The 24445-nt window shown below is 71.8% G+C and carries 23 protein-coding genes and 1 pseudogene; 14 read left to right on the forward strand and 10 right to left on the reverse strand.

Going from position 1 to position 24445, the window contains the following annotated elements:
- Positions 1-149: 149 nt before the first annotated feature.
- Positions 150-704: a GNAT family N-acetyltransferase gene (locus CP984_RS35215; RefSeq protein ID WP_003982016.1), complete on the forward strand. Its 555-nt coding sequence runs from the start codon at positions 150-152 to the stop codon at positions 702-704.
- Positions 705-883: 179 nt separating this feature from the next.
- Here the strand turns inward: CP984_RS35215 and paaK are convergent, their stop codons facing one another.
- A complete protein-coding gene (gene paaK, locus CP984_RS35220) occupies positions 884-2167 on the reverse strand; it encodes a phenylacetate--CoA ligase PaaK (protein WP_003982017.1) in 1284 nt (427 codons plus the stop codon).
- A 254-nt stretch (positions 2168-2421) separates the two neighbouring features.
- On the opposite strand from paaK, the gene CP984_RS35225 reads away from it, so the two are divergent.
- The 6 genes from CP984_RS35225 (at position 2422) to CP984_RS35250 (ending at position 7906) form a co-directional block, all read left to right on the forward strand.
- A complete protein-coding gene (locus tag CP984_RS35225) occupies positions 2422-3120 on the forward strand; it encodes an alpha/beta fold hydrolase (RefSeq protein ID WP_003982018.1) in 699 nt (232 codons plus the stop codon).
- A 175-nt stretch (positions 3121-3295) separates the two neighbouring features.
- Positions 3296-3538, forward strand: a complete 243-nt coding sequence (locus CP984_RS35230) for a hypothetical protein (protein ID WP_003982019.1) — start codon at positions 3296-3298, stop codon at positions 3536-3538.
- 142 nt (positions 3539-3680) lie between these two features.
- A complete protein-coding gene (locus CP984_RS35235; protein WP_226048733.1) occupies positions 3681-4754 on the forward strand; it encodes an RNA polymerase subunit sigma-70 in 1074 nt (357 codons plus the stop codon).
- Between the two features lie 162 nt (positions 4755-4916).
- Positions 4917-5351 (forward strand): hypothetical protein, encoded by a 435-nt coding sequence (locus tag CP984_RS35240; protein WP_003982021.1) that lies wholly within the window; start codon positions 4917-4919, stop codon positions 5349-5351.
- A 164-nt stretch (positions 5352-5515) separates the two neighbouring features.
- Positions 5516-7162: an adenosine deaminase family protein gene (locus tag CP984_RS35245; RefSeq protein WP_003982022.1), complete on the forward strand. Its 1647-nt coding sequence runs from the start codon at positions 5516-5518 to the stop codon at positions 7160-7162.
- A gap of 126 nt (positions 7163-7288) precedes the next feature.
- Positions 7289-7906, forward strand: coding sequence for a chorismate mutase (locus tag CP984_RS35250; protein ID WP_003982023.1), 618 nt, complete (start codon positions 7289-7291; stop codon positions 7904-7906).
- Here the strand turns inward: CP984_RS35250 and CP984_RS35255 are convergent.
- Both CP984_RS35255 and CP984_RS35260 read right to left on the reverse strand, forming a co-directional pair.
- Entirely contained in the window at positions 7901-9160 is a 1260-nt protein-coding gene (locus tag CP984_RS35255; protein ID WP_003982024.1) for a cytochrome P450 family protein, read from the reverse strand. The genes CP984_RS35250 and CP984_RS35255 overlap by 6 nt on opposite strands.
- Positions 9161-9506: 346 nt before the next feature.
- Positions 9507-11141 carry an acyl-CoA synthetase gene (locus tag CP984_RS35260; protein WP_003982025.1) on the reverse strand — a complete coding sequence of 545 codons (1635 nt, stop codon included), beginning with the start codon at positions 11139-11141 and terminating at the stop codon, positions 9507-9509.
- A gap of 218 nt (positions 11142-11359) precedes the next feature.
- On the opposite strand from CP984_RS35260, the gene CP984_RS35265 reads away from it, so the two are divergent.
- The 5 genes and pseudogenes from CP984_RS35265 to CP984_RS35285 all read left to right on the forward strand — a co-directional run bounded on the left by CP984_RS35265 (position 11360) and on the right by CP984_RS35285 (position 16205).
- Positions 11360-12160, forward strand: coding sequence for a crotonase/enoyl-CoA hydratase family protein (locus tag CP984_RS35265; RefSeq protein ID WP_003982026.1), 801 nt, complete (start codon positions 11360-11362; stop codon positions 12158-12160).
- Between the two features lie 53 nt (positions 12161-12213).
- Complete coding sequence (locus CP984_RS35270; RefSeq protein WP_003982027.1) at positions 12214-13296, forward strand: OB-fold nucleic acid binding domain-containing protein; 1083 nt, start codon at positions 12214-12216, stop codon at positions 13294-13296.
- Positions 13296-14396 (forward strand): thiolase domain-containing protein, encoded by a 1101-nt coding sequence (locus CP984_RS35275; protein ID WP_003982028.1) that lies wholly within the window; start codon positions 13296-13298, stop codon positions 14394-14396. Before CP984_RS35270 ends, CP984_RS35275 begins: the two co-directional genes overlap by 1 nt.
- On the forward strand, positions 14393-15592 hold the full coding sequence (locus tag CP984_RS35280; protein ID WP_003982029.1) for a thiolase domain-containing protein: 1200 nt from the start codon (positions 14393-14395) through the stop codon (positions 15590-15592). Before CP984_RS35275 ends, CP984_RS35280 begins: the two co-directional genes overlap by 4 nt.
- Before the next feature lie 95 nt (positions 15593-15687).
- Positions 15688-16205: pseudogene (locus CP984_RS35285) on the forward strand (IS5 family transposase).
- A 12-nt stretch (positions 16206-16217) separates the two neighbouring features.
- Here the strand turns inward: CP984_RS35285 and CP984_RS35290 are convergent.
- The 3 genes from CP984_RS35290 to CP984_RS35300 all read right to left on the reverse strand — a co-directional run bounded on the left by CP984_RS35290 (position 16218) and on the right by CP984_RS35300 (position 18772).
- The gene (locus CP984_RS35290; protein ID WP_030181559.1) at positions 16218-16751 is read right to left on the reverse strand and encodes a hypothetical protein; all 534 of its coding nucleotides are present in this window, start codon (positions 16749-16751) and stop codon (positions 16218-16220) included.
- Between the two features lie 305 nt (positions 16752-17056).
- Positions 17057-17809: an HNH endonuclease family protein gene (locus CP984_RS35295; RefSeq protein ID WP_003982032.1), complete on the reverse strand. Its 753-nt coding sequence runs from the start codon at positions 17807-17809 to the stop codon at positions 17057-17059.
- A gap of 390 nt (positions 17810-18199) precedes the next feature.
- Positions 18200-18772 (reverse strand): TetR/AcrR family transcriptional regulator, encoded by a 573-nt coding sequence (locus CP984_RS35300; RefSeq protein WP_003982033.1) that lies wholly within the window; start codon positions 18770-18772, stop codon positions 18200-18202.
- Positions 18773-18916: 144 nt separating this feature from the next.
- Here CP984_RS35300 and CP984_RS35305 point away from each other — a divergent pair, with 144 nt between their 5' ends.
- Both CP984_RS35305 and CP984_RS35310 read left to right on the forward strand, forming a co-directional pair.
- Positions 18917-19654 carry an SDR family oxidoreductase gene (locus CP984_RS35305; RefSeq protein WP_003982034.1) on the forward strand — a complete coding sequence of 246 codons (738 nt, stop codon included), beginning with the start codon at positions 18917-18919 and terminating at the stop codon, positions 19652-19654.
- A 341-nt stretch (positions 19655-19995) separates the two neighbouring features.
- Positions 19996-20223 (forward strand): DUF397 domain-containing protein, encoded by a 228-nt coding sequence (locus CP984_RS35310; RefSeq protein WP_032920786.1) that lies wholly within the window; start codon positions 19996-19998, stop codon positions 20221-20223.
- 16 nt (positions 20224-20239) lie between these two features.
- Here CP984_RS35310 and CP984_RS35315 read toward each other — a convergent pair whose 3' ends face one another.
- The 4 genes from CP984_RS35315 to CP984_RS35330 all read right to left on the reverse strand — a co-directional run bounded on the left by CP984_RS35315 (position 20240) and on the right by CP984_RS35330 (position 24426).
- Positions 20240-20989, reverse strand: coding sequence for a leucine-rich repeat domain-containing protein (locus tag CP984_RS35315; protein WP_003982036.1), 750 nt, complete (start codon positions 20987-20989; stop codon positions 20240-20242).
- Between the two features lie 68 nt (positions 20990-21057).
- Positions 21058-22272: an RICIN domain-containing protein gene (locus CP984_RS42695; protein ID WP_003982037.1), complete on the reverse strand. Its 1215-nt coding sequence runs from the start codon at positions 22270-22272 to the stop codon at positions 21058-21060.
- 249 nt (positions 22273-22521) lie between these two features.
- Entirely contained in the window at positions 22522-23205 is a 684-nt protein-coding gene (locus CP984_RS41620; RefSeq protein WP_003982038.1) for a hypothetical protein, read from the reverse strand.
- 429 nt (positions 23206-23634) lie between these two features.
- On the reverse strand, positions 23635-24426 hold the full coding sequence (locus tag CP984_RS35330; RefSeq protein ID WP_003982039.1) for a DUF2637 domain-containing protein: 792 nt from the start codon (positions 24424-24426) through the stop codon (positions 23635-23637).
- Between the last annotated feature and the right edge of the window lie 19 nt (positions 24427-24445).

The raw sequence follows: 24445 nt of genomic DNA on the forward strand, positions 1-24445 counted from the left end.
GGTGAGTCGGTGAGGCGATGAGGCGGGGGAGTCGGTGAGGCGGGCGGGGTGCCGTACGGGGCAGCCCGGTTGCCGGGGGGCCGGAGCCCTGAAGCGACCGCGCCGTAAAGAAGTTGCTTCGGGATCAGCGCTCACGTTGGCTGTCCGGCATGGCCGAACTGCACACCGAACGCCTCGTCCTCCGCCGGTGGCGGGAGTCCGACCTCGAACCGTGGGCCGCGATGAACGCCGACCCCGAAGTACGGGAGCACCTGGGCGACCTGCTCACCCGCGAACAGAGCGACGCTTCCGTGCGACGGTTCGAGGCCGACTTCGACCGGCGCGGCTACGGATGGTGGGCGGTCGATGTACGGGCCACGGGCGAATTCATCGGCTTCGCGGGCCTGGACGACACGGACGAGGACATGCCGTTCAAGGGGGTGGAGATCGGCTGGCGACTCGCACGCTCGGCATGGGGTCATGGATACGCCACCGAGGCGGCCCTGGCGGTCCTGGCCTTCGGCTTCGACACGCTCGAACTCCCGGAGATCCTGGCGGTGACGACCGCCACCAACACCCGCTCCCAGGCCGTCATGCGCCGCATCGGCATGACCAGGAATCCGGCCGACGACTTCGACGACCCGTCTGCGCCGGAGGGCCCGCTGCGGCCGAGTGTGGTGTATCGGGTGGGGCGTGGTGGGTGGGGTGATGGACGGGGGTTTTGAGCGGGGGTGATGGGTGGGGGGGGCGGCGTTGTGCTGGGGCCCGGGTGAGAGGGGGAGGGGTGGGGGCGGGGCGGGGGGGGAAGCCACCATCGGGCCCTCTGGCCGATTGGCGGGGACCCGGGGCTTTACGGCGGGGGAGCCCCCGGCCCCCTGAGCGGGGAAGTCCCTTGCCCCCCACCTCACGTCCGCATATCCACAATGCGCTTCAGCTTGCCGACGGAGCGTTCAAGGGTTTCGGGGTTGACGATTTCGACGGCTACGGAGACGCCGATGCTGTCCTTGACGCCACGGGCGATGTGGGCGATGGCGGCTGTGCGTGCCTCGGGGGTGGCGTCGGGGCGTGCTTCGGCCCGTACGGTCAGGTGGTCCATCCGGCCTTCGCGGGTCAGTCGTAGTTGGAAGTGCGGTGCGACGCCCGGGGTGCGCAGCACGACCTCCTCGACCTGGGCGGGGAAGAGGTTCACCCCGCGCAGGATGATCATGTCGTCGCAGCGGCCGGTGACCTTCTCCATCCGGCGGAAGGCGGGGCGGGCGGTGCCGGGCAGCAGCCGGGTCAGGTCCCGGGTGCGGTAGCGGACCACCGGCATGGCCTCCTTGGTCAGCGAGGTGAAGACCAGTTCCCCGTGTTCGCCGTCCGGCAGCGGTTCGCCGGTGACCGGGTCGACCACCTCCGGATAGAAATGGTCCTCCCAGATGTGCAGCCCGTCCTTGGTCTCCACACACTCCTGGGCGACGCCGGGGCCCATGACCTCCGAGAGGCCGTAGATGTCCACCGCGTCGATGGCGAAGCGCTCCTCGATCTCCCGGCGCATCTCCTCCGTCCACGGCTCCGCGCCGAATATCCCGACCTTGAGTGAGGTGGTACGGGGATCGACGCCCTGGCGCTCGAACTCGTCGAGGAGGGTGAGCATGTAGGACGGCGTCACCATGATGATCTCGGGCCGGAAGTCCCGGATGATCTGCACCTGCCGGACGGTCATGCCTCCGGAGGCCGGGACGACCGTACAGCCGAGGCGTTCGGCGCCGTAGTGCGTGCCGAGGCCGCCGGTGAACAGGCCGTAGCCGTACGCGATGTGCACCTTGTGGCCGGGCCGGCCGCCGGCCGCGTGGATCGAGCGCGCCACGACGTCGGCCCATACGGACAGGTCGCGTTCGGTGTAGCCGACGACCGTCGGGCGGCCGGTCGTGCCGCTGGAGGCGTGGATGCGGCGCACGGCGTCCTGGGGGACGGCGAACATGCCGAAGGGGTAGTTGGCCCGCAGGTCGTCCTTGACGGTGAACGGGAAACGCGCGAGGTCGCCGAGCGACCGGCAGTCGTCGGGGCGGACCCCGGCCCGGTCGAAGGACCGCCGGTAGAACGGTACGTTCTCGTACGCATGCCGCAACGTGGCGCGCAGCCGCTCCAGTTGGCGGACCCGCAGCTCCTCGGCGGACAGCCGCCGCACCGCGTCGAACGGTTCCATACCGCCGCCGACCGATCCTGTACCGCCGCCGACCGTTCCCGTACCGGCAGCGATCACTTCAGCTGACGTCCCCGCCCCTGTCCCCGCCTCCGCCCCCGTCCCCCGCCGCTCACCCCTGCTGTCCGCATCCGGCATGTCCGTCACCGTTCCGTGTCCCGACCGATCATTCGGTTGCTGAATGCGGTCCAAGTAATCAGCGGGCGGCGAACGCGTCAAGGGGCGTGACGCGTTCGCACGCGGGTAGCTTCGAGCGCATGAGTGACGTTCAGAAGGTGCAGGTCGGCGACGTCCGCTTGGCGTACCGGTGCTGGGGTGACGCGGATGCGCCCCCGGCGGTGCTGCTGCACTGCCTCGGCGAGGACGGTGAGGACTGGCGCGGCGTGGTCGGCCAGCTCGCCACCACCCACCGGGTGTACGCACTGGATCTGCGCGGGCACGGCGCCAGCGACCGGCCGGGGGAGTACGGCTTCGAGAGCTGGTGCGACGACGTGGCCGGGTTCCTCCAGGAGCTGCGTCTGGGGCCCGTGGCGCTCATCGGCCACTCGCTCGGCGCGATGGTCGCGCTGCTGCTGGCCGCCGCCCGGCCGGAGCTCGTGGAGCGGCTGGTGGTGGAGGAAGCGGCGCCGCCCCGGCCGGGCGATCCGCCGCAGGAGGTGCCGGAGCCGCCGCCGGGGCCGCAGACGTTCGACTGGCAGGCGAAGGTGGCCGTGGTGGCGCTGCGCAACGCGCCGGACCCGGCGTGGTGGGAAGCCCTGGCGAAGATCACCGCACCGACCCTGGTGATCGCGGGCGGCCCCACCAGTCACATCCCGCAGCAGCACCTCCACGACATGGCCGAACGCATCCCGGACTGCCGCCTCGTCACGGTCGAGGGCGCGGGGCACCTCGTCCACGAGGAACGCCCGCTGGAGTACCTGGACGCGGTCCGCACCTTCCTGGTCCCCGCACCCTGAGCCGCGACGGGCCTGGGGCGGGGCAGGGGCGGAGGCGGTCCTGCCCCGTACGGGTGTCGGGGGCAGCCCTCCCGTACGGGCGCCGGGCGCCGGCCGCCGCGCCCACGACCGGCCCAATGGCGCAGCGGTGCCGTCCTTCCGTGGTGCGCTGACCGCAACCTCCGAAAGGATCACCATGCGTCCATCACTTCGTACGACCGCGCGGGCGGCGCTCGGTCTCCTCGCCGCCCTGGCCCTGTCCGGCGCGGTCCTGCCCGCCGTGGCCCACTCCGAATCGGACGACGAGCCGGGCGAGCGCCCCGCCGTCGGCAGCCACGGACAGGTCCGACACCCCTCGAAGGGCGGGTTCCTCTTCCCGCTCGACGGCCTCCCGAACAACGCCAATGTAGGCGTCAACAGCGTCTCCGACCGTACTTGAGGGAACCGGCCGCAACCGGCCCGCTCCGCCCCCTACCCCATGGCCCTGGATACTCCCAGGTGTCACTGCCACCGCCGTCCGCCCGGCCGTAAGGTCACCGGGCGGGCGGCGGTGCGCGCATGGTTCCGGGGAGGGGGCAGCCGTGGGAACGAGGGGGCGTGGGAGCGCTGGGCCGGGCGGGGTGGACGCGCGGGCGGAGGCCGCGGTCCGGGACGGGGACGAGGAGGCGTTCGCGCGGCTCGCCGAGCGCTACCGGCATGAACTGCGGGTGCACTGCTACCGCATGCTCGGCTCCTTCACCGACGCCGAGGACCTGGTGCAGGAGACGCTGCTGCGGGCCTGGCGCAAGCGGCGGAGCTTCGAGGGGAGGGCGACGTTCCGGGCGTGGCTGTACCGGATCGCCACCAACGCCTGCCTGGACGCGCTGGCCGGTCCCGCCCGCTCGCGGGAGATCGCGGTGGCGGTCGACAGTACGGGCGCGGCGAAGCGCTCCGCACCGGCCGAGGTCACCTGGCTCCAGCCGTATCCGGACGCCCTGCTGGACCTGGCCGCACCGGCCGACGGCGGTCCGCAAGCCGCGGCGATCGCGAGGGAGACCATCGAGCTGGCCTTCCTGGCGGCGATCCAGCATCTGCCGCCCCGGCAGCGGGCGGTGCTGATCCTGCGCGATGTCGTGGGCCTGCCCGCCGCGGAGACGGCCGGGATGCTCGATCTGAGCACCGCCGCGGTCAAGAGCGCGCTGCAACGCGCCCGCGCCACGCTGCGGGAGCAGTTGCCCGAGCGGCGCGCCGACTGGGGCCGGGGAGCCACCGGCCCCAGCGAGTCCGAACGCGCGCTCCTCCAGCGGTTCGTCGCAGCCTCCCAGGCCGCCGACATCCCCGCACTGGCCGCCCTGTTGCGCGAGGACGTCCGGCAGACCATGCCGCCCGCCCACCTCGTGTTCGACGGGCGTACGGCCGTCATCGCCATGTGGCGCGCGGCCCTGGAGGGCGACCAGGCGTGGGGCGACTGGCACTCCGTACCGGTCGCGGTGAACCGGCAGCCGGCCGTGGCGAACTACGTGCGGCTGTCCGGGGCGCCCGCGTACACCGCGGTCAACATCGACGTGCTGCGCGTCGAGGACGGCCGGATCGCGGAGATCACCACCTTCGCGCCGGACCTGCTGCCCGCCCTCGGGCTCCCGGACAGCGTGGCGCCCGACGACGTCCACGGATGACCCGTCGGCGAGTGGTCCACGTCACATCTGTGCGCCGATTCCTTTTCGAGGGACCGCCGGTCGTATGTGCCGTAAGGCGTCGTGGCGGGCAGAGCGCGAAGCCCGCACTGTCACGGCGCGCCGCGGCACCGCGACAGGCGCGGACGGAGAGACGGAGACGGCATGACGGAACAGAGCGTGGGTCCGGACGAGCAGGTCAAGGCCCTGGACCGGCTGGTGGGCCACTGGCGGGTCGAGGGCGGTACGGAGGGCACCGTCACCTACCGGTGGCTGGACGGGGGCCACTTCCTCGTGCAGGACGTCGATCTGGCGCAGTCCGGGCGGTGCGTCACCGGCATGGAAGTGATCGGCCGGGAACTGCCCTTCGGGGCGGAAACACCGGGGGACGAGATCAGGTCCCGTTTTTACGGGAGCCAGGGGGAGACGTTCGATTACGTGTACGAGCTGGAGGGGGGCACCCTGACCATTTGGGGCGGTGAGAAGGGCTCGCCCGCGTACTTCAGGGGCACCTTCGCCGCGGACGGGAACAGCCTTTCCGGAGCGTGGGTCTACCCGGGCGGCGGGGGCTACGACTCCGTGATGACCAGGGTGAGGTGACCGGCGGCCCGGGGTCCGGTCGCGGTAACCGGACCCCGGGGGCGTCGGGCCCGTCCCCGCCGTACGGCACCGCCACGGCAGGTTGGCGGATTCCTGTTCACTCAAGGAGACGCAGGCCCGCCTGCCGTTGCCGTGGAGGCCGCCGGAGTGGCCAAGATGAGCGCGTGATCACCAACACTCGCCCTCGCCGACGGCATCGCCGGTCCGCCCCGCTCGCGGCGGGTACGGGCCTGCTGGCCGTACTGTCACTGCTGCCGTCCCCCGCGCTCGCCGCCCCGCCCGGTCCGGGTACGGCCACCGCGGACACGTCCGCCCCGGAGCGTACGGCCGCCGCCTCCACCGGCACCGAACGCCGGGTCGACGCCTACCTCACCGCGATCAGGAACCGGCCCGCCGCGCTGCGCTCCTTCTTCCGTGACCTGCCCAAGGGCGGCGACCTCCACAACCACCTCTCCGGCGCGGCCTCGACCGAGCTGCTGATCAAGCTGGCCGGCGACGACGGGCTGTGCATCGAGACGAAGACGATGACGGCCAGGACCGGCCCGTGCGGGCCCGGCACCCGCCCGGCCGCGCAGGCGCGCACCGACCGCGCCTTCCACCGGCAGATCCTGCGCGCGTGGTCGATGCAGGACTTCTCGTCCGCTTCCGGCGAGTCCGGGCACGACCACTTCTTCGCCACTTTCGGGAAGTTCGGGGAGGTCACCTGGCGCCACAACGGCACGCTGCTGGCCGATGTGGCCAACACGGCGGCCCGGCAGAACCAGTTCTACCTGGAGACGATGCTCACCCCCGCGTCGTCCGGCGCCAAGAAGCTCGCCGACCAGGTCGGCTACCAGGCGGAACTGAGCCGGATGCACCACGCGCTGGTGGCCGGCGGAAAGCTGGACAAGCTCGTACGCGAGGCGGGGCGCGAGGCCGACAAGGGCAACGCGGAGTTCCGCAAGGCGGCGGGCTGCGGCACCCACAAGCCGGGCCCCGGCTGCCGGATGACCATCCGGTACATCTCCCAGGTGTCGCGCGGCAGCACGCCCGCACGCGTCTTCACGCAGATGGCCCTCGCCATGCGCCTCGCCGAACGCGACCACCGGTACGTGGCGGTCAACCTCGTACAGCCGGAGGACGAGGCGAACGCGCTGCGCAACTACCGGCTCCACATGCGGATGCTGGATTACCTGCACCGCGTCTACCCGCGCGCCCACATCACCCTGCACGCCGGGGAACTCGTCCCCGGCCTGGTCAAGCCCGAGGACCTGCGCTTCCACATCAACGAGGCGGTGCGCACCGGGCACGCGGAGCGCATCGGGCACGGGGTGGACGTGGCCCACGAGGACAACGCGGCCGGACTGCTGCGCACCATGGCCAAGCGCGACATCGCCGTGGAGGTGCCGTTCACGAGCAACCGGCAGATCCTCGGCGTCACCGGCGCCGACCACCCGTTCCCGCTCTACCGGCGCTTCGGGGTGCCGGTCGTGCTCGCCACCGACGACCCGGGCGTCTCGCGCAGCGACATCAGCACCGACTACCGCTATGCGGCCACCACGTACGGCCTGCGGTACCGCGAGCTGAAGGACCTGGCCCGCGCCTCGCTGGAGCACTCCTTCCTGCCGGGCCGCGGCCTGTGGGCCGACGGGGGCAACGGGGCGCGCCACTACGAGCTTTCGAACGCGTGCCGTACGGAACGCCCCGGCGTGCGCCCGCCGCACACGGCCTGCAAACGGTTCCTCGCCAAGGACCTCAAGGCCGCCCTCGAATGGAAGCAGGAGGAAGCTTTCGCCCGCTTCGAGCACCGCATCCTGAAGGCGCGGCACTGAGAGGGAACTGAGAGGGAGCGGAATGCAAGGCCGGGGCGGGAGTGCGGCAGATACCAGCACTCCCGCCCCGGCCGCATCCGTCAGTACGATCGGCCTGGCCAACCCCCGGGGACAGGAGCGCCGATCGTGGCACGCACCATACGTACCTCTCTGCGCCGGCTGCTCACCACGGGCGCCGCCGTCACCGCTCTTCTCACCGCCGCCCCGACGGCCGGCGCGGCCCCGGCGGCACCCCGCGAGACGCACGCCCTGCGCCCCCTCGCCGACCTGTCCGCCCAACGCCTCGCCACCGCCGACCTGGTGGCCGCGGCGAAGTGGGGGACCGGCAGCCCGGTCGACGATCCGGTGCGCGAGCGGCAGGTGCTGGAGGCCGTGGCGCGGCAGGCCGCGGAGCTGGGCACCGATCCGCGGCGGACCGCGCGGATCTTCCGGGACCAGATCGAGGCGAACAAGACCGTGCAGCGCGCGCTGCACCGCCGCTGGACCGCCGACCCGGCGCAGGCACCCACCCGGCGCCCGGATCTCGGTGAGGTGCGCAAGGAGATCAACCGCGTCAACGACGCTCTGGTACGGGCGATCGCCGCCTCCGGCGCGGCCCGTACATCGCCGCGCTGCCTCCGTTCCCTGGTGCACGACACCGCTGACGTACGTCACGAGCGGGGCCTCGACACCCTGCACACGGTGGCGCTGGCCCGTTCCGTACGGTCGGTGTGCGGGGCGGACGAGGCGCGTCCGGCATCATGAACCGCCGGGCGGGCCGAGGACGACCGGCAGCTCCCGCAGGCCGTTGAAGACCATGGACGGGCGGCGGAGCGGACGCTGCCCGGGGTCGTCCAGGGCGAGGCCGGGGAAGCGGTCGAACAGCGCGGGGAGGGCGACCGCCGCCTCCAGGCGGGCGAGCGGCGCACCGAGGCAGTGGTGGATGCCGTGCCCGAAGGCCAGATGGCGGGTGGGCGGCCGGGTGACGTCGAAGCGGTCGGCCCCGGGCCCGTGCTGCCGCGGGTCGCGGCCGAAGGCGGCGTACGACAGCATCACCGGATCGCCCGCGCGAATGGTCCGGCCGGCCAGGTCCACGTCGCACAGCGCGTAGCGGAACGGGAAGTTGGCGACCGGCGGGTCCCAGCGCAGCGTCTCCTCGACCACCGCGCTCCAGGGCACCTGCCCGCCGCGTACGAGAGTGAGCTGACCGGGGTGGGTCAGCAGCGCGTACACCGCGTTGACCAGCAGGTTCACCGTGGTCTCATGGCCCGCGACAATCATCAGCAACAGCGTGTCGACGAGTTCGCTCCCGCTGAGGCCGTGGCCGGGGGCCACCAGCGCGCTCGTCAGGTCGTCCCCGGGGTCCTCGCGCTTGGCGCGGAGCAGATCGGCGAGCGCGGCCCGCAGCTCGCGGTGGGTGGCCAGGGCATCGGCCGGGCCCGCCGGGGCGGCGAACAGGGCCTGGCACAGCGACTGCAGCCGGGGACGGCGGTCGTCGGACACGCCGAACAGCTCGCAGATGACCCGTATCGGCAGCGGGTGGGCGAAGCGGGCCCGCAGCTCGACGGGGCCCGCCGGCCCCTCGGCGGCGAGGCCGTCCAGCAGCTCCCCGGCCAGCTCCTCGACGCGCGGCCGCAGCCCCGCCACGCGGCGCGCGGTGAACGCGCGGGCCAGCGGCGCGCGCAGCCGGGTGTGGTCGCCCGCCGTCGCGGTGGTCATGTTCGCGACGGTCAGCAGCGGCGCCAGCGGCCAGGAGCGCGGGACCTCGCCGCCGCGCCAGGCGCGCCAGGCCCCGATGTCCTTGACGAAGCGGCCGTCCGCCAGCACCGCCTTCCCGGCCTGATGCCGGGTCACCAGCCAGGCCGTCACCCCACCCGGCAGCAGGACGGGCACCACAGGGCCCGCGGCGCACAGCGGGTCCGGGCGGGAGCGGGGATCGCGCGCTTCCGGGTCGAGGCGCACACACGAGCCGTACTCACCGGAAGGGCCGCCGCCGGGCTCCGCGCCATCGATGTCCATGCTTCAGCCTAGTGGGGCCGCCGGGCGACTTCCCAGCCCCCGGCACCGGCCCCGGCTTGCTGCATTCGGGCGGCGCGGCGTGTGCCAAGCGGGTGAAGCGTGGGGACCGGTTGACGTCCCGCCGCACGGTGTGGGCAACCGTGCGGGTGTCCCCTTCTTCCCATCCAGGAGAACCCTTATGGCCAAGAATCTCGCCGTCATACCCCGGCCCGGCGCGGCGCACATCCGTTCCCGGGTGTGTGGGCCGCGCCATCTCCACCGCCGTACCGGATGAACCTGCCGGTCAGGGGCTCCGGCCGCCGTCGGGGCGGCGGCCGGAGCCCGGTCCGTGCCGGAGGCGTCGGACTTACGGGGTGCCCGTGCCGGACGCCACCGCCTTCGCCCACCGGTAGTCCGCCTTGCCGCTCGGGGAGCGCCGGATGCGCTCGGTGAAGACGACGGACCGGGGGACCTTGTAGCCGGCCAGCCGCGCCCGGCAGTGCTCCTGCACCGCCTCAAGGCCCAGCGGCCCGGCACCCTCCCGCAGCTGTACGACGGCGGCGACCCGGCTGCCCCAGCGCGCGTCCGGCACCCCGGCCACCAGCGCGTCGTAGACATCAGGATGCGCCTTCAGCGCCTGCTCGACCTCCTCCGGATAGACCTTCTCGCCGCCGGAGTTGATGCACTGCGAGCCGCGCCCGAGGACGGTGACGATACCCGCCTCGTCGACGGTGGCCATGTCACCGAGCAGCACCCACCGCTCGCCGTCCGCCTCGAAGAACGTCTCGGCGGTCTTGCGCGGGTCGTTGTAGTAGCCGAGCGGTACATGCCCGCGCAGCGCGAGCCGCCCGACCTCGCCGGCCGCCACCGGGGCGTGCACGGGGGACGCCGGGTCGACCACCGCCGTGTGCGCGTTGACGCGTAACCGGAACCCCTTGTCCGGCCCCGAGTCCTCGGTGGCGGTGCCGTTGAAGCCCGACTCCGACGAGCCGAAGTTGTTGAGCAGCAGGGCGCCCGGCACCAGCGCGCTGAACTGGGCCCGTACGGTTTCCGACAGGATCGCCCCGGAGCTGCTGACGCTGAACAGCGAGGAGCAGTCGGTGCCCTTCAGCGGGCCCGCCAGCGCGTCCGCGAGGGGGCGCAGCATCGCGTCGCCGACCAGCGAGACGCTGGTCACCTTCTCGCGCTCGATGGTGCGCAGCACCTCCTCCGGCACGTACTTGCGGTGCAGGACGACCTTCTGGCCGAAGTGGAAGGCGATGAACGCGGTGAGGGTGGAGGTCCCGTGCATCAGCGGGGGAGTGGGGAAGAAGACCAGGCCCTCGCCGCCCGCGGCGACGCGTTCGGCCAGTTCCTCCGGGCGCCGTACCGGCTCGCCGGTGGGCGCGCCGCCGCCCATGCCGGAGAAGAAGATGTCCTCGTGCCGCCACATCACGCCTTTCGGCATGCCGGTGGTGCCGCCGGTGTAGATGACGAGCCGGTCGCCGCCGGAGCGCGGCGCGAAGTCCCGGTCGGGCGAACCGGACGCCTCGGCCTGCTCGAACGGCACCGGCGCGACGGCGGGTTCCGGCGCGCCCGGCGGCGGGGTGCCCACCCGTACGAGATGGCGCAGCCGCTCCGTACGCGGCAGGACGGCGGCGATCCGGCCGGTGAACTCCGCGTCGAAGACCAGCGCGACCAGATCGGCGTCCCGGTAGAGGTAGGCCAACTCGTCTTCTACGTAGCGGTAGTTGACGTTCACGGGGACGGCGCGGATCTTCAGGCAGGCGTAGAGGGCCTGGAGGTATTCGACGCCGTTGTAGAGGTGCAGGCCGACGTGCGAGCCCGGGGTGACCCCGTGATCGCGCAGGTGGTGGGCGAGCCGGTTGGCCGCGCGGTCCAGCTCCGCGTACGTCAGGCGCCGCTCCGCGCCCGTACCCGGATGATCCAGGTGGACCAGCGCCTCCCGGCCGGGAACCGTGTCGACGACCGACTCGAACAGATCGGCGAGGTTGTATTCCACGTCTCCTCCAGGGCGGGCGGCGGCGTCGGTCCGCGGTCATTAGAGCGCCGCGCGGCGTACGGGGGAAGGGGGCGGGACACCGGAAACTGACTGCCTGTCAGAAAACTCTTGAAGTCGGCCCCGGGCTCCTGCAACCTGTTCTACGTTCCGCGGCGGACCGGCTCCGGCCGGACGGCGGCGGACGGGTCCGGTACGCGACCGTACGGACGGGAGGACGCATGGGCGGGACCGAACATCTGACGGTGACACGCGACGGCGCGACCCTGGTGCTCACCCTCAACCGGCCGGAGGCGAAGAACGCGCTGTCGCTGCCGATGCTGGTGGGCCTGTACGACGGCTGGACCGAGGCCGACGAGGACGACGGCGTGCGCTCCATCGTGCTCACCGGCGCGGGCGGCGCCTTCTGCTCCGGCATGGACCTCAAGGCGCTGGCCGGCCGCGGCATGGACGGCGAACCGTACCGCGAGCGCCTGGCGGCCGACCCGGACCTCCACTGGAAGGCCATGCTGCGCCACCACCGCCCGCGCAAGCCCGTGATCGCCGCCGTCGAGGGCGCCTGCGTCGCCGGCGGTACGGAGATCCTCCAGGGCACCGACATCCGGGTGGCCGGGCAGAGCGCCACGTTCGGGCTGTTCGAGGTGCGGCGCGGACTGTTCCCCATCGGCGGCTCGACGGTCCGCCTCCCGCGCCAGATCCCGCGCACCCACGCCCTGGAGATGCTGCTCACCGGGCGCCCGTACACCGCCGAGGAGGCCGCCTGTATCGGCCTGATCGGCCATGTCGTACCGGACGGTGACGCGCTCGGCACGGCGCTGGAGATCGCCGAACGGATCAACGCGTGCGGCCCGCTTGCCGTCGAGGCGGTCAAGGCGTCCGTCTACGAGACCGCCGGGATGACCGAGGAGGACGGGCTGAAGGCCGAACTGGAACGCGGCTGGCCCATCTTCGGCACCGCCGACGCCAAGGAGGGCTCCCGGGCCTTCGCCGAGAAGCGCCCGCCGGTCTTCCGGCGCGCCTGAGCCCCGCACTTGATCGCCGCCCCGCCCGACCCGTACGGAAGCGAGGAGCCCGAATGCCACCGATCTCCGGTACTCCAGAGGCGCTGTCGGCCCCGCTCGTCGTGGAGTTCCCCTTCACCCGGTCGCTCGGGCCCGTACAGAGCGCCTTCCTCACCGGGCTGCGCGAGCGGACCGTCCTCGGGGTGCGGACCGCGGACGGGCGGGTACTGGTGCCGCCCGTCGAGTACGACCCGGCCACCGCCGAGGAGATACGCGACCTCGTCGAGGTCGGCACCACCGGCACCGTCACCACCTGGGCCTGGAACCCGGCCCCGCGCCGCGGCCAGCCGCTGGACACACCGTTCGCCTGGATACTGGTGCGCCTCGACGGCGCGGACACGGCGCTGCTGCACGCCCTGGACGCGGCCGGTCCGGACGCGGTGCACACCGGGATGCGGGTGCGCGTGCGGTGGGCGGGGGAGCGCACGGGGGCGATCACGGACATCGCGTGCTTCGAGCCGTACGAGGGCGGTGCGGATGGGGAGGCCGTGCCGCGCAGCGGCGAGTCCACGGAATCGGCCCCGCGCAGGAGGGCGTCCGCGGAACCGGTCCCGCACAGGAGCGAGTCCGCGGAACCGGCCCCGGAAAGCGGCGGGTCTGTGGAACCGGTCCCGCACAGCGGCGAGTTCGCCGACCCCGTCACCGGTATCACCGCCCCTGCCCGCCTCGACTACACCTACACGCCCGGCCGCGCCCAGTCCCGCTATCTCGCCGCCCTCGCCGAGCGCCGGACGGTCGGCGAGCGCTGCCCGTCCTGCCGCAAGGTGTACGTACCGCCCCGCGGCGCCTGCCCCACCTGCGGCGTCGCCACCCGCGACCAGGTGGAGGTCGGCCCCAGGGGGACGGTCACCACCTTCTGCATCGTCAACATCAAGGCGAAGAACCTCGACATCGAGGTGCCGTACGTGTACGCGCACATCGCCCTGGACGGCGCGGACCTGGCCCTGCACGCGCGCATCGGCGGCATCCCGTACGACCGGGTACGGATGGGCCTGCGCGTCGAGCCGGTATGGCGCGACGGCAGCCGCTACCCGGACCACTACCGGCCCACCGGCGAACCCGACGCCGACTACGACAGCTACAAGGAGCTGATCTGATGTCCGCGACCCCCGATCCCGCCGGGACGCCGCCGGTCCCGGCCGCACCGCCCGCGCGCGAGGTCGCGGTCGTCGCCTTCGCGCAGAGCCGCCACACCCGCGACTCCGCCGAGGTCTCCGAGGCCGAACTGCTGCTGCCGGTCCTCCAGGACGTACTCGGCCAGGCCGGACTGCGGGCCGGGGAGATCGACTTCACCTGCTCCGGATCGTCGGACTACCTCGCCGGGCGGGCCTTCTCCTTCACCATGGCACTGGACAGCGTCGGCGCCTGGCCGCCCATCGCCGAGTCGCACGTCGAGATGGACGGCGCCTGGGCGCTGTACGAGGCATGGGTCAAGCTGCTGACCGGCGACGCCGATACCGCGCTCGTGTACGCGTACGGCAAGTCCTCGTCCGGCGAGGTGCGCGACGTGCTCACCCGCCAGCTCGACCCGTACTACGTCGCACCCCTGTGGCCCGACCCGGTCGCCCTGGCCGCCCTCCAGGCCCAGGCCCTCATCGACGCGGGCGCCACGGACGAAGCGGCGCTGGCCGGGGTCGCGGCACGCAGCCGCGCCGACGCGGCGGCCAACCCGTACGCCCAGCTCACGGGCTCCGTGCCGCACGGCCCGTACGCCGTCCGGCCACTGCACACCGGCGACTGCCCGCCCGTCACCGACGGTGCCGCCGCCGTGATCCTCGCGGCCGGGGACACCGCGCGGCGGCTGTGCGACCGGCCCGCCTGGATCCGCGGCATGGACCACCGCACCGAAGCCCACGGACTCGGCGTACGGGACCTCACCGACTCACCGTCCGCCCGGCTGGCCGCGGAACGCGCCGGAGTCTTCGAACGGCCCGTGGACACCGCCGAACTGCACGCGCCCTTCACCTCCCAGGAGGTGATCCTCCGCCGGGCGCTGCGGCTGGACGACGGAGTACGGATCAACCCGTCCGGCGGGGCCCTCGCCGCCAACCCCATGATGGCCACCGGACTGCTCCGCATCGGCGAGGCCGCGCAGCGCATCCGGCGCGGCGACTCGCGACGGGCGCTGGCCCACGCCACCTCGGGGCCCTGCCTCCAGCAGAACCTGGTCGCCGTACTGGAAGGGGACCCGCGATGAGCAGGACCGGAGGAACACCGAGGGCCGCGACCGCCAAAGAACCCGTCGCCGTCGTCGGCATCGGCCAGACCCGGCACGTCGCGGCACGCCGCGACGTCTCCATGGCCGGACTCGTCCGCGAGGCCGCCCACCGGGCTCTGCGAGACGCCGAGTTGGCATGGCAGGACATTGACGCGGTGGTCATCGGCAAGGCCCCCGACTTCTTCGAGGGCGTGATGATGCCCGAGCTGTACCTCGCCGACGCGCTCGGCGCGGTCGGCAAACCGCTCCTGCGGGTGCACACCGCCGGCTCGGTCGGCGGCTCCACCGCCCTGGTCGCGGCCGACCTCGTCGCCGCCCGCGTGCACCGCACCGTACTGACCCTCGCCTTCGAGAAGCAGTCCGAGTCCAACGCGATGTGGGGACTGTCGCTGCCGGTGCCGTTCCAGCAGCCGCTGCTGGCCGGGGCGGGCGGCTTCTTCGCCCCGCACGTACGCGCCTACATACGCCGTACGGGCGCGCCCGCCACGATCGGCTCCCTCGTCGCGTACAAGGACCGCCGCAACGCGCTGAAGAACCCCTACGCCCACCTCCACGAACACGACATCACCCTGGAGAAGGTCCAGGCGTCCCCGATGCTCTGGGACCCCGTCCGCTACTCCGAGACCTGCCCGTCCTCCGACGGCGCCTGCGCCATGGTGCTCACCGACCGCGCGGGCGCGCGGCGGGCGCCCCGCCCCGCCGCATGGGTGCACGGCGGCGCGATGCGCAGCGAACCCACCCTCTTCGCGGGCAAGGACTTCGTCTCCCCGCAGGCGGGCAAGGACTGCGCGGCGGCGGTCTACCGACAGGCCGGGATCACCGATCCGCGCCGGGAGATCGACGCGGTCGAGATGTACGTACCGTTCAGCTGGTACGAGCCGATGTGGCTGGAGAACCTGGGCTTCGCCGCCCCTGGCGAGGGCTGGAAACTCACCGAATCCGGCGCAACAGAACTCGACGGCGACCTCCCCGTCAACCCCTCCGGCGGCGTACTCTCCGCCAACCCCATCGGCGCCTCCGGCATGATCCGCTTCGCGGAGGCGGCACTTCAGGTCCGCGGGGAGGCGGGGGAACGCCAGGTCCCCGGCGCGCGGCGGGCGCTGGGGCACGCGTACGGGGGCGGCTCGCAGTTCTTCTCGATGTGGGTGGTGGGTGGCGAACCGCCTACTGGTTGAGGGGGCCTGTGCCTGGTTGGGGTGCTCACGATGGCTCGGGTGCTAGGGGGTATCCGGCAGGTCGATGACGGATCCAGGTGTGGATCGTTCCGGTCATGGTGGGGTGGGGCAGGCGGTGGAAGAGTCACCGCCGAGTCGTCAACGGAATCCTCTTCCGGCTGCGCGGCGGGATTCCGTGGCGAGACTTGCCGACCCGGTTCGGGAATTGGAAGACCGTGTACGAGAGGCATCGGCGGTGGTCAGCAGACGGCACTTGGGAACGCATGCTCCGGGCCGTGCTGGCGGAGGGCCGCATTGACTGGTCGATGGTCAGTGTGGACTCCACCGTCTGCCGAGCCCACCAGCACGCCGCCGGCGCCCGCAGGAAGGCGCCGCGGAAACCACGTACACGCATCCGGCCTGCGCAGCACCGCCCCGCAGGCGGCCGTCCGCGGACCTGCCCCGACCATCTGAGCGGCGACAAGGCGTACAGCTCCCGCCGCAACCGTCGCTACCTGCGGCGTCGGCACAGATCAAAAACTCCCGGGCCATGGACACTCGTTACGACAAGAGGGCCTACGTCTTCCACGGCACCGTCACGGTCGCCGCACTTCGCCGCTGGCTCCGCCCGTGACCCGTTGGGCTCTCACCGGCCGGTGCGGCGCCGGTAGTAGGCGTAGGTCACCAGCCCCAGCAGCGGCCCCCAGGCGAGCAACGGCAGGTAGCACGCCGTCAGGACGGCTTCTTCGGTCACCGTGTGGCCGGGAGGAAACCCGCCGAAGAGGATGCTGAGGAAGAAGTAGTACACGACGCCCATCGAGGCGAGGGCACCCAGCATGGCCGGGACCACTGCGGCGAGCGGGCGCACCGGGCGTCCGCCCAGCAACGGGATCCATCGCGGCACCACCTCCCCCCACGGCTGGATCAACCCCAAGGTGAGCAATCCGAGCCCCTCAGAGACCGCGAAGAGCACGATCAGATACAGATCAAGCCCAGCACCCTGCTCCCGCGCCTCGGCCGTGCCGAAGCCCGGCACGGCCAGCATCACGCCCATCCGCCACAGCCCCGAGGGCAGAATGGTGAACGGCACCGTGTGCGCCGCGATCCGCGCCCAGCGCGGCACGTCCAATGACGGGGATCCGAGAGCGGAAGCTGGTGCGAAATTCCCTTGCTCAGTCACCGCTCCATGCTTGCCAACAGCTCCTGCCGGCACATCCTTCCAACGAGGCAGCACCGCTCAGCCGAGCGGCGGAGGCGCATGACCCCCAAGGATGATCACCTGGCAAGACGACCTGCCGGACACGCCCTAGTTGTTGGGCCGGGCGCGCAAGACGGAGGCGATGAGGATTCTGGTGTTGTCGTTACTGCTGTCGTCCACGGCGTACAGGACGTTGTAGTCGTCATCCATGGCGACGGCACAGAGCATTTGGACACCGCGCCCGTGCTGCCACGAGCCTCGCTGGAGCGATGTTGCACTGCCCGCTTCTAGGGGCAGGTGTTCAAAGCCTTCTGCAGTGCGGTTTTGTCGTGGATCTGCTTTTTGATTTTGGTGTTCTTCGGGTCGGTCTCCAGGATGCTCAGGCCGTAGTGGTATTTGACCTGGACGTAGGCGCGCGCGTAATCGCAGGCGAAACCGCCGTAGTTGTTCGGCACCAGCCACTCGCCCGGGCTCTTGTTGCCCTTGCTGCTGTTGTCCGCCTGGGCCACCACGAGCAGCTGGGGCCGGGACAGGTCGTTGCCGAACTGACGCTTCCTGGGCTTGCCCCACTTGTTCGCGCCGGATTCGAAGGCGTCGCGCAGCGCGACGATGTGATCGACGCTGACCCGTTCGGATGTGATGGTGCCGGTGGCGTTGTAGGGGTTGGGCCAGGTGCCGCCCGCGATCTTGCATCCGTTGGGGGTGCCGCTGAGGCGGTCGCGGTGGACGACGGCATCGAAAACGGTGCACTTCTTGCCGTTCACGGTGTGCTCGCCCCAGATGCCGAAGTCCTTGCGGTCGTAAGCGGTGAACTTGCCTCTGCTCTTGTCGACCTTCAGTGAGTCGAGCCGCTCCAGGGCCTCGGCTTTCGTCGGCAGGTCGGGCAGTGCGCCCGGCCCGGCTGCCCGGCCCGCTGTTGCGGTGGGTGCGCGATGGTCGAGAGGGGAGGCGTGGGCCGGCTGCGCGGCCAGTCCCGTGGTCAGCGCGAGCGTGCAGGCCGCCGGGACGGCCCGGCCGGCGCGAAGGAAGAGGCGTGTCATCGAGACTCCAGGAGCAACGGGCACAGGTCCGGATCGGCTCGCACACCGCAAGGAGCCAGGGCGCCGCCTGCTTTCGAGCAGAAGGCCCCGGTGCGGATACGGCAGGCCCATTGCGCCGGCTGCTCCGGTCAAGTCACTCGCCCAGGTGGCCGGTCACTCCGCGTACGGAAGTAACACGGCCGTTTTCGAAGAAGCAGCACGGAAATGGCCGCCATGGCTACGAAAATGGCCGCCACGGTTGTCGAAACGCTCGTGCTCTTCGAGCCTCGTTGTGCGGTGTGGCCCGTTCCCGTACGGCGACGCATGCCTGCGTGCGGGAACGGGTCACTGCCGCGTCTTTGGTCTGTGCAATGGGCCCGTTGGCGATGGGACGGACCCACGCGCGAATTCTCAACGCCGGACCATAAGGCCATCCAGCGTGAGGTCGAGCAGGCGCTCCGCTTGCTGGCGGTGTTCGGTGCCTGCCGAGGTGAGGGCGATGCCTTCCAGGGCGGCGCTGAGGTCGGTGGGCCGGATATCGGTACGGATTTCGCCTGCGGCCGTGCAGGCGTCCATGAGTGAGGCGATGGCGGCCTGGATCATTTCCCGGCTGTGGCCATAGGGGTTGCTTCCCTGCGCGGCGATGGCGCGCAGGGCGTCGATCATGCCGTATTTGGCGGTCACGTAGTCCAGGAAGAGGCGGGTCCACGCGCGCAGGGCCTCGGTCGGCGGCTTCTGTGCGAGGAGGGCGGGGGCGGCGTCGCACAGGTGGGCCACCTCGTTGCGGTAGACGGCCTCGACCAGGGCTTCGCGGGTGGGGAAGTTGCGGTACAGGGTCGCACTGCCCACGCCCGCCTCCTTGGCGATGCGTTCCAGGTGCGCGTCCAGCCCTTCTGTCGTGAACACGCGTACCGCGGCCGTGAGGATCTTCTCCCTGTTGCGCCGTGCGTCGGCCCGCATCGGCCGCGGCGCTCCGTCGGTCATCAGTGCTCGCCGTCCTCTCTCGGAAGCCTCTCGGGCTTGTTAAGTGGGGGAGCCCCCACTTAGTGTGGAGTTAAGCGGGGACATCCCCGCTTTTACTGTAGGTCACCGTGCTGACCTGCGCGCACCCGTGAAAGGAAGCCGATCATGTCGGGTATTCAGGGCAAAGTCATCGCGATCACCGGTGCCAGCAGTGGCATCGGGGAGGCGACCGCGGCCCACCTCGCCGAAAGGGGCGCCCGGCTCGTGCTCGGGGCCCGGCGCGAGGACAGGCTGAACACTGTCGTGGACGGCATCACGGCGAGGGGCGGCGCCGCCGAGGGCGTCATCGTCGACGTCACGCGCCGCGAAGACCTCCAGCGTCTGACGGACACGGCCCTCGACCGGTACGGACGGCTCGACGTCCTCGTCTCCAACGCGGGCACGATGGCCGTCTCGCCGTTCGACGAGCTGCGCCAGGACGACTGGGACGCCATGGTCTCCACCCACATCACCGGCCTCCTCAACGGCATCGGGGCGGCCCTGCCCGTCTTCCGCCGGCAGCGCTCCGGCCAGTTCGTCAATGTCGGCTCCACCGCGGCCTACGTCGTCAAATCCCCGCAGGCGGTCTACGCGGCCACCAAGACGGCGGTGAAGGTCCTCACCGAGGGCCTGCGCCAGGAAGCCGGACCCGACCTGCGCGTCACCCTCGTCTCGCCCGGCTTCACCCACACCGAGGGCGTCGGCAAGGGCGCCGGCCCGGAGGTCGCGGCCGCGCTGATCCAACAGCGCGACGAGATCGCCATGCCGCCCTCCGCTGTCGCCTCCGCCATCGGCTATGCCATCGAACAGCCCGAGGGGGTTGATGTCGGGGAGATCGCCGTTCGGCCGACTGCGCAGGCGTGATCGCTGCCGGTCCGGAGGGGCCGCTCCGCGGGTACGTGCGTACGGCGACGAAGCAGGCCCCGCACTGCCCTGGGGCACGCTGCTCCTCGTCTGCCTGGTGTCCCTGGCCATCGGCACGCTGGCCGCAGCGGTCCCCGCCCGCCGGGCAGCCGCCCTCAGCCCACTGGAAGCCGTCGCACAGTCGTGACGCACATGCTCAGGGCCGGGCCTTACGGGTCCGGCCCTGAGCCGCCCCCGCCTCACCGCCCCCTGTCCGCCATCGCCCCCGGTGGCTAGGCTGACCGCGACGTCGAACCAGGGGGATCGCAAGGGCCGGAAGGAGCGGTGGCGTGAGTGAGGGCATGGTTGAGCAGCGGGTCGCGGGCGGGGCCGGGCCGGAACTGGATCTGACGGGGGCCGCGTGGCAGTCGAGCAGTCAGGGGGCGGGGGACGTTCAGGTCGCCTTCGTCGAGGGCTGGATCGCCATGCGCAACCGGCGTACGCCGGAGGTGCCCGCGCTGGTCTTCACGCCTGCCGAGTGGCGGGGGTTCGTCCTCGGGGCGCGTGACGGGGAGTTCGATCTCACCTGAGGTCGCCCCCGGAGCCTCACGCCAGGACGACGCAGCCGCGTTCCCGCAGCGCTCGTAGCGGCGCCGCGTCGTGGTCCACGGAGTTCCAGCGCAGGTCCAGCTTCTCCAAGGCCGGCAGGTCGGCCAGCCAGTGCGGTACGTCGTGCAGCTTGTTGCCGCGCAGGTCGAGCCGGCGCAGCAGGGGGAGGCCGCGCAGGGCGTCCGGTATCTCGGGCAGGGCGTTTTCCCGTAGTTCCAGCTCTCGTAGAGCGTGGAGGCCGCTCACGGTGGCGGGCAGGCCGGTCAGCTGGTTGCCGCGCAGCCACAGTTCCCGCAGGCCCGCGAGGCGGCCGAGGGAAGTGGGGAGCCCGGTCAGGGCGGCGTGCTGGGCGCGGAGTTCGTGCAGCCCGGTCATGGCGCCCAGGGACTCGGGCAGTTGGCCCAGCGGGTTCTCGCCGATGTTGAGGTAGCCGAGGCGGTTCAGTCTGCCGAGGGTGGCGGGGAGTTCGGTGAGGCGGTTGTCGTGGAGGTAGAGGCAGCGGGTGAGTCCGGTGAGGTCTCCGATCTGCTCGGGTAGCCGGGTCAGGGCGTTGTGGCCGAGATCGAGGGTGTGCAGATTCCGCAGACGGGCGATGTCGGATGGTACGGAGGCCAGGTCGTTGTCGGCGAGGATCAGTGTCCGTAGCCCGGTCCTTGTCCAGATCTCGGCGGGTACCGAACGCAGCCCGGCCTTCCAGAGGTCGAGGGTGGCGGGCGGTGCCGCTGAGGAATCGGTGCCGGTGGTCATGGACGCAGGTTACGGCGCCGGGTGGCCGGCGGAGACGGCCGCCGGCCACCCGGCCGTGCGCGGCCCCGTTACGCCCACAGCCCCAGCAGGAACGGATAGGCGTTCAGCACCGGCGCGGGTCCCTGGACGAGATCGCGCAGGGTGAAGACGGTGTACTCGGTGCCCTTGACGGCGAAGAAGTGCACCTCGTCGCCCACCGTCGCGGAGGCGACCGCGTCCGGCTTCTCCCAGCCCTTGGGCAGCTGGCCCAGCGGCATCGGCTGCACCTCGCGCAGGTCCGGCGCGCGGAACCGGCCGTCGATCAGCACCGTGGCCTGTTCGCAGAAGAGCAGGTACTGCGAGTCGTCGGGGCGGGCGGGCGCCGCCTCCAGGACCCGCCCGTACGGCTCCAGTTCGCGGGACGGGAAGTACTCCTCGGACCGGTCGATGCCGCCGTTGCCCTTGTCGGAGAAGGCGATGGTCAGATCGCCCTTCACACCCAGGTAGGTGTGTTCGCGGTGCCGCGGGGCCCGGGTGACGAAGTCGAAGCCGCCGTGGAACTCCTTGGGCAGGTGCGGGAACTGTGTACTGATCTTGCGCGGCCCCGCCTCGACGCGGTTGCGCGAGGAGAACCGGATGACCTCGTCGCCGCGGAAGCCCTCGAACCGTACGAAGGGCGTGGTGTCGCCCGGCACGTACTTGGCGAACGTGCCGAAGACTCCGCCGGCGGCCTCCAGCGACGCCTTGAAGACATGGGTGACCGTGGAGACGATGCCGCCGCCCGGCTCCACCAGGAGTCCGGACAGCGCGTCGAAGACCGGGTCGCCGCCGCGCGGCTCGACCGGCTCGAAGGTCCACTGCTCGGCGCCCCGGTAGGTGCCCGTGCTCTCCGTCGACTGCTCGATCACCGCGCCCGCGGCGGCGGAGTGGTCGCGGACCTTCACCCACAGGCCGCTGTGCAGGTTGGAGATGCGGTACGGGTCCTCGTCGGTGAGCTGCCACGACTGGCTCCGGTACGCCGGGGTGTTCTCCTCCAGGTGCTCCTGGACCAGGGGCGCGCCCTTGTCCTTGCTCCACCTGCGGACCTGGAGGTACCCGCCGCTGTGCTGGTTCTGGATCCGGAAGGTGCGCTCGCCGCCCGGCGCGGACTCCAGCCGCCACGCCTGGGCCGCCCGCTGCGGCCAGTCCTGCAGCCGGTCCTGGACGATGTCCGCGGGGGACTGTTTGGCGTGGCCCTTGACGGTCAGGTACAGACCGCTGTTCGCGTTCTTGATCAGGTACGTGCCCTTGGCGCTGACGCTCACGGGAACCTCCTGGGAACGTTCGGAAGAATTTCCGATTCCGGCGTTCTCACCCTATGAGCCCGTTCCCGAGGGCGCGACGGTACGGCCATCAGACCCGGCCAAGGTCAGGTCCCGGCCGTGGCCCGGGTACGCACCGCCCACAAGGCCGGATTCCCGGCAGGCGCCTTCCGCCGATCCGGCCGCCCGCATCAGCAACGACCGGAACAGCACGCCGCGACGGCGGCCGTCACCCGCGCGGCAGGCCGCGCCTCACTGCTGATTGGGGATGGTCGGTGCCCGCTCCAGCGAGGTCGACAGCGGGACGCCGTGCTCGGCGCGCAGCCCCGCGTCGGCGGCCCGGGTCGCGTACGCGGTGGCGGGCTCCGCGGGCTGGCCCTGGTGGGGATCGGCCAGGACGGTGGTCGCCAGGTGCCGCAGGACGTCCGCGTGGGCGTGGAGCATCTGGTGGGTGCGGGTGTCCGCCGGATCGGCCAGCAGGATGCGGGCGGCGGTGTTCACGGCGCGCAGCCGGGGCTTCTGGGCCGCGCGGTGCGCCCGGGGCAGCGAACGCCAGGCGGTGTTGGCGACGGTGATGCTCCGCCACAGGTCGTTGGTGGCCGGGTCGGTGTCGTAGAACCGCAGGCCGTACCGGCCGACGAGCCAGTACGAGAGGGACAGCGCCACGGCCGCCACGAGGTCGAACGTCAGCCAGGTGCGCGCCATATGGTCGCGCTCCACGGCCGCGCCGACCAGCAGCGCCACGGCCGCGCCGCCCGCGCCGAAGAGAACCGTGGCGAGTACGCCGAAGAACGCGACCGCCGGAACGATGCCGATGCCGTTCTCACTGTCCACCCGGAGCAGCCCCTGCCAGTGGGGCGCCAGATAGCGGGCGTAGCGGACGGGTTTCGGGGCGGGTTCCGTGACGGCGATCCTTTTCGCCCAGCTCACGGCCATCGCTACTCACTCCTTCGTCGGGGGCACGGACGCAAGGCCACATCACCTCCACCAACGAACAAGGGAATTCCCGGATACGCTCGATAAGGTCAAGCAACGTTTCTGCTGAAGAAATTCCTTCGGACGGCCGGGCGCATTCGGGGTATACCCCGGCGGGGTCGCGGCACACCTGCGTACGCCGCCGCGGAAAAACGCCGCCGAATGCGCCCGGCGGCGCCGGAAAATCCCCCTGACGGTTCACCTGTGCGGCGATCAACAGCTTTTCCGGAAATGGCACTTCCGGAAAAACGGCGGCCATGGATCGGGGATATTCGTCCGCCGCCCGGGGCGATGGCCCCGGAAAACGGGCCGGATGCGGAACGGGACCGCCGCGGCCCGGCGGCCTCCCTGTGGGGCCGGCCGACGGGGCCGCAGGGAGGCCGCCGGATCTCAGCGGCCGGAACGGTGGCGGTGCGCGCCGCGGTTCGAGTACGCGTGCCGGGTGGCGGGCGTCACCGAAGGGCCGGGTTCGAGCTGGCGGATGAGCTGGTGGAAACAGAGCAGCGCGGTGACCGGCGGCAGGCCCGCCACCGTGATGCCCGCCGGGGTGGTGGGGGCCTTGGCGATGCACAGCACCGTGGCCACGGCGGCGAAGAAGATCACCACGCACCAGGAGTGGGCGGTGCGCCGCCGGTGGGTGCGGGCCCGCAGGATGGACAGGATGGCGGCCATCCACGGCCCGTAGACCAGCAGCGGCCACAGCTGCGCGATGCGCGGCGACGTGGCCTCCCCGGCCAGCGCCCGCAGCGGTGGGTAGGACGCCACCGCGGCGAGCAGGCCGACCGCCACCACGATCACGGACGTGAGGGCGACGGTGACCACGCTGAGGGTGCGGCGCCAGGACCGGGTGCCGCCCTCCTTGGCGGCGCGGGCGGGGTGCAGGAGGGTCGGCTTGCGGTGGCTGTGCGGCCCGTCGGCCGGCAGCTCATCGACGACGGCGGGCTGTTCGGCGGTGTCCAGCAGCTGCGCCAGCTCGGCGTCGAGGTCGTCGGGGACCCGCATCGGCACGTCGTGGCCGTAGGCGTCGGCCAGGCTCTCGTGGGCCGGCTGGTCGCGGAAGAGCGGTCCGTCGGCGAGGCCGAAGGCGGCCGTCAGGTCGGGCTCGGTGGTGACTTGGGCGGGGATCCGGTACCCGTCAGCGGAGGACGGCATCAGCAGGTGGAGGGTGGGAGGATCGTACACGGCAACTTCCCTGCGGGCT

Origin of the sequence: Streptomyces rimosus (genome assembly GCF_008704655.1) — a bacterium.
GTDB classification, from domain to species: domain Bacteria; phylum Actinomycetota; class Actinomycetes; order Streptomycetales; family Streptomycetaceae; genus Streptomyces; species Streptomyces rimosus.

Excerpts from the sequence above, each read along its gene's own strand:
- CP984_RS35215 (WP_003982016.1), top strand. The coding sequence starts at position 150 with ATGGCCGAACTGCACACCGAACGCCTCGTCCTCCGCCGGTGGCGGGAG.
- CP984_RS35230 (WP_003982019.1), top strand. The coding sequence starts at position 3,296 with ATGCGTCCATCACTTCGTACGACCGCGCGGGCGGCGCTCGGTCTCCTC.
- CP984_RS35295 (WP_003982032.1), bottom strand. The coding sequence starts at position 17,809 with ATGACACGCCTCTTCCTTCGCGCCGGCCGGGCCGTCCCGGCGGCCTGC.
- CP984_RS35280 (WP_003982029.1), top strand. The coding sequence starts at position 14,393 with ATGAGCAGGACCGGAGGAACACCGAGGGCCGCGACCGCCAAAGAACCC.
- CP984_RS35240 (WP_003982021.1), top strand. The coding sequence starts at position 4,917 with ATGACGGAACAGAGCGTGGGTCCGGACGAGCAGGTCAAGGCCCTGGAC.
- CP984_RS35270 (WP_003982027.1), top strand. The coding sequence starts at position 12,214 with ATGCCACCGATCTCCGGTACTCCAGAGGCGCTGTCGGCCCCGCTCGTC.
- paaK (WP_003982017.1), bottom strand. The coding sequence starts at position 2,167 with ATGGAACCGTTCGACGCGGTGCGGCGGCTGTCCGCCGAGGAGCTGCGG.
- CP984_RS41620 (WP_003982038.1), bottom strand. The coding sequence starts at position 23,205 with ATGGCCGTGAGCTGGGCGAAAAGGATCGCCGTCACGGAACCCGCCCCG.
- CP984_RS35305 (WP_003982034.1), top strand. The coding sequence starts at position 18,917 with ATGTCGGGTATTCAGGGCAAAGTCATCGCGATCACCGGTGCCAGCAGT.
- CP984_RS35310 (WP_032920786.1), top strand. The coding sequence starts at position 19,996 with ATGGTTGAGCAGCGGGTCGCGGGCGGGGCCGGGCCGGAACTGGATCTG.
- CP984_RS35225 (WP_003982018.1), top strand. The coding sequence starts at position 2,422 with ATGAGTGACGTTCAGAAGGTGCAGGTCGGCGACGTCCGCTTGGCGTAC.
- CP984_RS35255 (WP_003982024.1), bottom strand. The coding sequence starts at position 9,160 with ATGGACATCGATGGCGCGGAGCCCGGCGGCGGCCCTTCCGGTGAGTAC.
- CP984_RS35300 (WP_003982033.1), bottom strand. The coding sequence starts at position 18,772 with ATGACCGACGGAGCGCCGCGGCCGATGCGGGCCGACGCACGGCGCAAC.
- CP984_RS35265 (WP_003982026.1), top strand. The coding sequence starts at position 11,360 with ATGGGCGGGACCGAACATCTGACGGTGACACGCGACGGCGCGACCCTG.
- CP984_RS35275 (WP_003982028.1), top strand. The coding sequence starts at position 13,296 with ATGTCCGCGACCCCCGATCCCGCCGGGACGCCGCCGGTCCCGGCCGCA.
- CP984_RS35315 (WP_003982036.1), bottom strand. The coding sequence starts at position 20,989 with ATGACCACCGGCACCGATTCCTCAGCGGCACCGCCCGCCACCCTCGAC.